Origin of the sequence: Rickettsia endosymbiont of Culicoides newsteadi (assembly GCF_002259525.1) — a bacterium.
GTDB lineage: Bacteria > Pseudomonadota > Alphaproteobacteria > Rickettsiales > Rickettsiaceae > Tisiphia.
The window spans coordinates 1-9,164 of sequence record NZ_MWZE01000050.1 but is presented as its reverse complement, the minus strand read 5'-3'; the positions used below and the strand labels follow the sequence as shown (position 1 = coordinate 9,164).

Here is a 9,164-nt window from a genome sequence, read left to right as displayed (position 1 = left end):
AACCTCCTCGCAATGACATCTTATACTTTAACCTTTTTTCCGTGAACACTCACATTCAATCTACAACTGTAGTACTAGATACCTACTTACGTAGATATTACATACTACGCAGGAATAACACAAACAGTATAGATAAATATTAATCGGATTAAGAGTCTATTACACCTCTGAATCATAGTCAATATGCTTTCCTGATACATCAACATTATGTTTTCCTGATGAATCATCAAGACTATCTAAATACTTTAGATTTGTAGCAAGCTGAGTTAGCGTTAACTCACTAAGCATATTTGAGTATTCCTCCCCAGTAACCATACGGACTGGCAAGTACTCATGCTGCAACTTCTGTAATGCTATTAGAGCTGTATCGATAGTATCATATTTTTCAAAATTAATACGTAGTACAGGTACATTAGCTTTTTTAAAACAATCAAATATTTCGTTAATACTAATATTTGGATTATTCAAGAGCTTAACTACTATAGACTTATAATTATTGATTGCTGCCTTATCAACATTTATTCTGGATGAGTTAAGCTCCTTCTGAAATAAAGCTTCAACTTTCTTATTAGTAAACTCATTAGATTTAACGAGCTGATAAAGGTCGCATTGCAGTGTCTGAGACACATTATTAAACAGGGAACCTATGGCGACAGGGTCTTTATCTCTTATAGCTGCAAGTATCGTAATAGAGTTGCCTATTTCAGTGGGCAACGTCTTTAAAAAAAACCTAACCGGGACGGGGGGATTTTCATCTGATTTATATTGTGTATAAACTTTTTTTCTTTTCATAATTATAATCTATTTTAGTTAAAATATAGGTCATTGCGAGCGAACGCCCTTGAGCGTGGCAATCCACAATTGCTACCTCCTAGCAATGACAGTTTTTAGTTTATTGTGTCACCATCCATATTTGGAAATTCTCCTAATGCGACTACAGCATTTTCATCAACTACATCACTAGTATTTGAATTGGGTGATAGATACGTATGCTCCAAGCTATCTAATTTTTCCAAAGCTTTAGTTATAGTACATTTTTTTCCAAAGTTAGTATATACAGGTACATTAGCTTTGTTAAGTATTTTGCGTATATTGTTAAATTCTTCAAATTCATTTTGAACTCTTTCAGTAGAACAATAAGACAACACCTGCAAACAATTTTTGATTGCGTCCTTGTCCTTGTCATTGTTCTTGGATGATTTAAGCTCCTTCTTAAATAAACCCTCAATTACCTTTTCATCAAAACCCCCCTTAGTAGATGCAAGTGTACATTGTATTTCCTGAGATACACCAAATATATTGCATATTGACCAAATATCTTTAGCAATCTTTTTATTGTTTACAGCTTCAAGTATCGTCTTAGTGTTGTTTATTTCAGTGAGGCGCATTAAATTGGGATTACTGCCGATATAGTGATCTCGAGTTGCTGTATGTTTTTGTTTTGCCATAATTATAATCTTTTTTAGTTAAAATCACTAGGCTATGTGAAGGAAATTTGAATAGATCAGAATAATGATGAGCATCCCTGCTCGACTTAGCGTCATACCTGCGTAAGCAGGTATCCAGATTCCCGCCTACGCGGGAATGACAAAGTAATCAATGTCACCCCTGCGTAAGCAGGGGTCTTAGATTCTGCACCGAAGCACAAATAACAAAGGGACGAACGCGAATAACAAAGATGCAAACATTATCCCATCGTTCAAGCTTTTACTTAGATATCCTTCACATATCCTAACAAAACGGCTTGTACTACTATTTTAGCTAGGACGCAACAAAAATTTCACAAAAGTAAACAAAGATTTACTTTTATTTAACAATTCAGTGATGTTTTTTTAGCAAATAATTAAATTCTGCACCATATATAAAAATTATGTTAATAATATAAAAGAACATTAGGGTTATTATTATACCACCAAGTGAACCATATATTATGCTTAATTGGTTATAACTTCTTATCCAAGTAGATAATAAATATCCACTTATCACCCATAAAATTACTGTTAATAAAGCTCCAGGAAATACCTCTGTAAAATTTAATGTTATATTAGGGACGATATAATATAATGATGATGAGGTAATAAATAATGAACAAAAAATTATAACATATCGTAAAATAGTTAGAGCTAGCATATGTTCTTCCATTATTCGTAAAATCATCGGAAGTTTTGTCAATATTATTGGCACTATAATTAGAATGAACATAGCAAAAGTAACGAATATGCTGATTACTAAGAACTGTACTATGCTAAGTAATCTTCGTCTTATGTATGGAGGTGGTGATTTTATTTCATATACCCTATTTAAGATTGTTCTTAAACATTCAACAAAAGATGATGCGGTCCATATACTTCCTACTATCGCTACGGTCATTAGACTTTGAGGTGGAGTTTTACTAAGTTCATTTATCCTAGTTTTTATTGAGTCAGTAGCCAGTTCTGGCATACTCTCAAGAAAGATAGTTATAAAGTTCTGCCCGAGTTCTGAGGCACCAATAAAACTTGTTAATGCTAATAAAAAAACTAAAAAAGGAAAAAATGCCATGAGTATCATAAATGACATATACCCTGAATGTTCAACACCATCATGTTCAATTGTTTTTAAAATTGCCTGATATAAACATCTTATAATTCTTTTCATCAACTGACTTTATTTTGCTTTATATAGTTAAAATAATAACACTCACCTTAATGTTACCCCTGCTCGCCTTAGTGTTACCCCCACAACTGTTGAAAATTAGAAGAGGAAGCGGGTTTTAGACCGGATAGTTTAAAAGTCGTATGTGGTCAACGTCTATTAGCGAGAAAGACCTTAGGTCGACGAAGCAATCCACAAAAGTAACCAAAGATGGATTGCCACGACCTACTTGCGTGGTCTCGCAATGACAGAAAACCTATCTAAAACCCGCTTTACCTTCTAACTTTCAACAGTTGTGGTGTCACCCCTGCTTTGGTGCGGGGTCTAGATTCCGCACCGAAGCAGGAATGACAACTTATTACTCCCCTCACCTATTATGATCATTATTTATGACTGTTAGCAAATAGTTTTTTAAAGCAAGAGCATTTTTATTATATTTTCTAATAAACTCCGGTAGTTTGGAACGTATTATATCAATATTTTGTTGAACCTTTTCTATTGCTTTAAATATGGTCAGCGGACAATCAACGCGATTAACAGTTAACATATCACGTAAAAATTGATCATCATAAATATCTGCTGTAGGACCAACTAAGCAAGGCACTCCTAAACTTAGACTCTCTAAAACTATCATAGGTGAACATTCTGAATTAGTAATGTATAAAGTTAAATTAGTATTGGCAATAAGTTTTATTAGTTCTTGATGTGGTAATTGCTCTGGAAAAACTTTAAGCTCTACATCCTGCATCATCCAACAAGCATGTTTATTGTCATTAAAATGGCAATTAGTATAACAAGAAACCTTATCTTTCAACATACTTATTGCAGCAAATTGAGGATAGAGATTTTTTATCCATATGCTAGAAGCACTCCATATACCAATTGTAAATTTACTATTCTCTATAGCTATCACCTTTTTTTCAGGCATTGATGGTATGAAGTTTTGTAATAAATAAGATTGAATACCATTAGCTATCAAAAATTGTTCTAGACCTTTCTTCAGGGTGATAATAGCCTTAATCTTATTTTGTTTATATAAATTTAACCATTTATAAAAATCTTGGCAATGATGAGAATCTACCCATTGGGCAGGAGAACCATGCCATAAAAAGTAAATATCTAAATAATTATCAGCCTTAAGCTGATGCAACTTTTCTACTAATTGAGCATGAACATCAAGCCCACCCGATATAACTAATTTTTTAATGCCTGTTTTGATAATTAACTGAGCTATTTTAGTGATAATTTTGTTGGGTAAATATGCATTAATATAATTTAGCAAAATATTTGCTTTGCCTATAGGAAAAGGAATTATTTGGTCAAATAATTCTTTAGTAGAGTTAGCGACTCCAGGAAAAGTACTAGAATATATTACGTAGATATCGTCAATAGACCTCTTGTAAAACTCTACTTCTGCTGGTAATTTGGACAATGATGCGGTACTCGAATCCTCACATACACTAGAGTACGCTGCGGTTCTGCGTTCCGTGTCTCCTACAAATTCCTCAGCATAAGCGAGTTTTGTAAGAGGTCTAATATCCTTTTGCTGTCCTTGGTATTTGATTATAAAATTTTTAAAATTATCATAATCATTTTCTGAAGAACAAGAATAAAGCATTGTAATTATTCGTCTAGCAAGCAATCTAACCCAATAATATCTTAGAAGAGGTTGTGCTATCTTTTTTAACAAACGAATAGAACGGATTTTATCAATTATCGATGGAGCTTCGCCCTTATTAACAAGGTTGATATCTCTTAAAATTTGTTGCTTTATTTGTAAATTTTGTTTTTTGTTATGATTTTTTACTGAAATATCTATAAACGAAAGCCATAAATTTTGCAAATGGGCTTTATCGGCAAAGATTTTTTGATAAGCAAGAAAATTTTGCTGTTTAATTTTTGCTAGTAAATCTCGGTCAACATCTAATTTTTTTATTGCCTCCGTAAGATACGGATGATTTCTATTGATTATAAACTGATGTTGTATATCAGGTAGCACCTCCCGGACAATCCCCACGTCAGTAGTAATAATTGCACAACCAAATGCCATCGCTTCAATAAGCGTCAACGGTGTTCCTTCTTGCACTGAGGCTATTAGCAAAATGTCTGTTTCTTTTAGAGTATCCCAAACTTCTTGTTTTGAGTGTAGTCGCTTATTTTTATCTATTATACATTTTTTGATATGAATTTTCTCATGCTCAAGCTGTTCTAGGGCTGGCATAATTACTGTTTTTAGACCTTTGTAATCGTCAATAGTACTATACCAACTTTCCCAAGCACTATTACCAATCCATGTGATAACTAGCTGACTAGAGGCTAAACCAATTTTAGGATCAGGAGCAATTTGTGAATCTGGAATTAATACATTATCATAAATTACTTGCCACGGTTTTGGATATTCTGGGATATTTGCATAAATATCATACAATCTTTTAGAGCTAGTGTAGTAGTTGTCAATAAATCGGAAAGTTGGTAGATTTTTTAGTATGTCAGATTCATTTTCAATAAATAAATGATCAGGTATGCTAATGGTAATGGCAATATTTAATAATTTTTCAATATTACTATTAGTGTTAATACCATTATCTGCTATAATTTGCAGTAAGTGCGTTAAATACCCACGATGAAAAAAATGTATTAATTTAATAGAATTATATTGGTTTAAATTAATTAAAAACTCCTCCGATGTTTTATAATCACAACTATAAATTATATGACAATCATATTGATCATTTAACAAAGATTGAACAAACGAAGCAACGTTATCAAAAGCCCACCCCCTAATATCCGCTACTAAAATCAGGGTTTCTTTGGAATTCATAAATTTACGCTAAATAACTCTAATAATCCAGTTGCTAACTCATATGTTGCTTTATAATTTAACATCTGCTGAGCCAATTCTGGGCTGCCAACAGAAGTATTTATACTACCAACTTGAGGTGGTAGATATTTTATTCCTTTGATAACAGCGATTTTATCAATTAATTGAATAAGTTCATTTATAGAATAGGCACGTCCTGTGCAAACATTTAGTACTGGTGCCGATGATGCCACCATAGATAAGGCTCTAACACACATATTTGTTACATCTGAAACATGTATAAAGTCCCGACTTTGATTTCCATCACCAAAAATCACCAACTCTTTACCATCTTTCACTTGTTCTCTAAATATTGATATTACACCAGAATAATCAGAATTTTTAGGTTGTCCTGTACCATAAACATTAAAAAAGCGTAAACCACAACTTTTAAGAGATTTAACCTCGCCAAAAGCCTTAGCTTGTAACTCGCAGGCATATTTATCCGCCGCATAAGGAGAAAGTGGACTCACTTTGCCATTTTCTTGTAGAGGAAAATCACTGATCTTACCGTAAACAGCAGCAGATGACGCATATACCACAGGAATATTTTGTTTACTTGCCTGAAGGAAGATATTAATGGTTCCTGTTAAATTTACTTGATGGCTATAGTGCCAATTATTAATTGATTCCTGCACACTTGCCACTGCTGCAAGATGAAAACAACCCTCGATATTTCTAAATACTTTCTTCACAATATCTTGATCTAAAATATTTCCTTGAATAAACTCAATATTTTTATCAAGTGAACTATTAAAGGTACCAGTTGAAAGATCATCCAATATGACAACTTGGTGTCCTTCTTTGGTTAATAATTTAACAAGGTGCGAACCAATGAAACCAGCTCCACCAGTGACTAAATATCTTGACATATACTATATAATAAGTTTAATTCAATTATACTAAAATGATTTGAAGAGTTTGCTCCGCAAGACTGTAGGTAATTCGCGTACTCACCCTTTGGTTATTGTCCCCATTTCCCAAATCATTTGAGTATGATTTTATGTTATAGAGTTATTATAAAGAAAAATAAATGAAAAAAATCATTATTTTTACAAATACAGATTGGCACTTTTATAACCATCTTCTGCCAATTGCTTTGACTGCTAAAATTAAAGGATATGAAGTTAAAGTACTAACAGATATTAGTGAATTTAAAGATAAAATAGAACAGCATAATTTACCAGTAATTCCAATTTCAATAAAGCGTGGAAGTATTAACCTTTTTACTGATTTACTATTATTAATCAAGCTAATCAGAATATTAAATAAGGAAAAACCTGATATATTACATAATTTCACTATAAAACCAATTTTTTATGGAAGTATCAGTGCTTTTCTGTGCAATACACCACAAATCATTAACACTTTTGTTGGTATGGGTTTATTGTTTATCAGCAATAAATTTTTACTAAAATGCCTTAGGAAGATCATAGTTAAAATATTATCCCTAATAAGCTATTATAAAAGTATGTTATTTGTTGTACAAAATGATGATGATTTAGCTTTAGTGGTGAAATTAGGTATAGCTCCACCAAATTTAGTTATTAAACAATGTAGTGTTGGTATAGAAACCAAGAAATTCCCTCTCCTACCAGAACCGTTAGGTAATAAAATAGTAGTTGCCTTAGTAGCTAGAATGCTTATTGATAAAGGTGTATATGAATTTATATATGCCGCAAAAATATTAAAACAGAAAAATATCGATGCTGAATTCTGGTTAGTTGGTCAGCCTGAACAAAATAATAAACAATCAATAGCACAATCCATATTGGAAGACTACCAAAATCTAGGATATATCAAATATCTTGGATATCAGAAAGATATAGAAGAAATATGGAAAAAAGCCCACATCGCCGTATTACCCTCCTATCGTGAAGGACTAAGCCGCTCCCTTTTAGAGGCTGGGGCATATGGTAGAGCGATTATTACTACTAACGCTCCAGGTGGCAGAGAATTAATACAAGACAAAATAAATGGGTTATTAGTCAAACCTCAAAATATAGAAGATTTAGCAATAGCTATGGAGCTGCTAATCACTAGACCTTCGTTACGAAAACATCTTGGTATAAAAATTCGACAAGATATTTTAGAAAAATATGACAACCAATTAATCTCTGAGAAGATGGTTAATTTTTATGGCTAACCCTTAGGCTTTATAGCAAAATTACGTCATTGCAAGCGAATGAATGTGAACGTGACAATAACCTATATTTTAACTAAAAAGATTATAATTATGGCAAAACAACAAGATACTCGATCATTTAGAATTCCTGAATCATTAATGTACGATGAAATACAAAATTCTAAGATGATACTTAAAACTGTAAAAATTTTAAATATTCCAAATCCCAATGTTCTAGAGATACTTGATATATTTGAACAAAATAATATAGCTGTATATACTGATTTTAAAGATGGGTGTACTGTAGAACAAGCTCTGTTAAAACTAGAAACAAGATATGTTCCACAGGATATACTAGATTTTCATGCATCCTGGGTGCAAGATTCTCAATCTATACTGGAACCTTTGTATAAATATACTTCAGATATACATGATTCTAGTAGAGATGAAGTTAATAGTTTAGGAGACTCTGGTACTCTTAGATATTTAGGTGATTGATTCACCTTATGCAAATTGCATAAAAGTACAAGACGTCATTGCAAAAAAAACTGTAGCTCGACGAAACAATTGTGTCATACCTGCGTAGGTAAGGTATCCAGATTCCCGCCTATGCAGGAATGACAATTTACAACTCAGTGTCATCCCTGCGAAAACAGGGATATAAAAATGCCCTGAGGTATTTTAGATTCCCGCCTACGCGGGAATGATGGTATGGACGAGTGAAGCGAAATATGCTTTACTTGTACGGAGTCAGCTGAAAAATAGTTTTCAGCTGCTCCAAATTAAATAATAATTTAATTAATAGATCCATACCATGATAAATAATAGCATAAAAAATACTATAATAGGAATAGATTTAGCAAAAAATAGTATGCACTTGGTGCAAGTCGATCAAAATGGCAAAAAAATAGGTTACCAAAAAGTTACAAGAGATGAGTTAATAGCCTATTTAAGCAATCTCGATAAAAGTTCATTGGTAGCTATGGAGGCATGTGGAGGAGCTAATTATTGGTCACAGGAAATTGCTAAGCTTGGTTTGCAAGTCAAACTAATGAAAACAAAAGATGTAAAAGTTTATGCTACATCGAAACAGAAAAATGATTATAACGATGCGTTAGCAATATGCAAAGCGGCTCGTGATCCAGAATTAAAAACTGTGCTACTAAAAAGCAAGGAGGAACAAGATATAAAATTCTTGCATAAAATTAGAAGTAATACGATCAGAGATCGTGTGCAAAAAACTAATTCTACAATATCAAGTTTATGTGAATATGGCTATAATACAAAATTAAGTAAAAATAAATTTTGCAAATCATGTAGGCTGGAGGTAGAGTTAGCGTATAACGTCAATTCGGGATAAGGTTATAATTTAGAGGAAAGTCGAAATTGCAATTTATGGAAGGTTTATTTTTCTTAAGAGAATAGGCAACTAGTGTAGAAAGTATATGAACAAAAGCATTTATAGGGGATCTGTGTCTAGTATGCTCAAGGTTCATTTTGTTCTTTAAATAATCAAAAACTGTTTCAATTAAATTACGTTTTCTT

General features: G+C 32.5%; 9 protein-coding genes. 3 read left to right on the top strand and 6 right to left on the bottom strand.

The window, feature by feature from the left end; genetic code table 11:
- Nucleotides 1–159 precede the first annotated feature (159 nt).
- From RiCNE_RS04455 to RiCNE_RS04435, 5 genes are all read right to left on the bottom strand, one after another.
- Nucleotides 160–792 carry a hypothetical protein gene (locus RiCNE_RS04455; RefSeq protein WP_094649408.1) on the bottom strand — a complete coding sequence of 211 codons (633 nt, stop codon included), beginning with the start codon at nt 790–792 and terminating at the stop codon, nt 160–162.
- Nucleotides 793–887: 95 nt separating this feature from the next.
- Nucleotides 888–1,448, bottom strand: coding sequence for a hypothetical protein (locus RiCNE_RS04450; RefSeq protein WP_094649407.1), 561 nt, complete (start codon nt 1,446–1,448; stop codon nt 888–890).
- 370 nt (nt 1,449–1,818) lie between these two features.
- A complete protein-coding gene (locus RiCNE_RS04445) occupies nt 1,819–2,637 on the bottom strand; it encodes a YihY/virulence factor BrkB family protein (protein ID WP_094649406.1) in 819 nt (272 codons plus the stop codon).
- Nucleotides 2,638–3,001: 364 nt separating this feature from the next.
- Entirely contained in the window at nt 3,002–5,455 is a 2,454-nt protein-coding gene (locus RiCNE_RS04440; protein ID WP_094649405.1) for a glycosyltransferase, read from the bottom strand.
- Nucleotides 5,452–6,366 (bottom strand): NAD-dependent epimerase/dehydratase family protein, encoded by a 915-nt coding sequence (locus RiCNE_RS04435; protein WP_094649404.1) that lies wholly within the window; start codon nt 6,364–6,366, stop codon nt 5,452–5,454. The genes RiCNE_RS04440 and RiCNE_RS04435 overlap by 4 nt, the downstream gene beginning before the upstream one ends.
- Before the next feature lie 161 nt (nt 6,367–6,527).
- Here RiCNE_RS04435 and RiCNE_RS04430 point away from each other — a divergent pair, with 161 nt between their 5' ends.
- The 3 genes from RiCNE_RS04430 (at nt 6,528) to RiCNE_RS04420 (ending at nt 8,979) form a co-directional block, all read left to right on the top strand.
- Entirely contained in the window at nt 6,528–7,640 is a 1,113-nt protein-coding gene (locus RiCNE_RS04430; protein ID WP_094649403.1) for a glycosyltransferase family 4 protein, read from the top strand.
- Nucleotides 7,641–7,730: 90 nt separating this feature from the next.
- Complete coding sequence (locus RiCNE_RS04425) at nt 7,731–8,117, top strand: hypothetical protein (RefSeq protein WP_157905680.1); 387 nt, start codon at nt 7,731–7,733, stop codon at nt 8,115–8,117.
- A gap of 316 nt (nt 8,118–8,433) precedes the next feature.
- On the top strand, nt 8,434–8,979 hold the full coding sequence (locus tag RiCNE_RS04420; RefSeq protein WP_094649401.1) for an IS110 family transposase: 546 nt from the start codon (nt 8,434–8,436) through the stop codon (nt 8,977–8,979).
- On the opposite strand, the gene RiCNE_RS04415 is transcribed toward RiCNE_RS04420, so the two are convergent.
- Nucleotides 8,966–9,164 (bottom strand): transposase (locus RiCNE_RS04415; protein WP_157905643.1); only part of this gene is annotated, 199 nt, incomplete at its 5' end. The genes RiCNE_RS04420 and RiCNE_RS04415 overlap by 14 nt on opposite strands.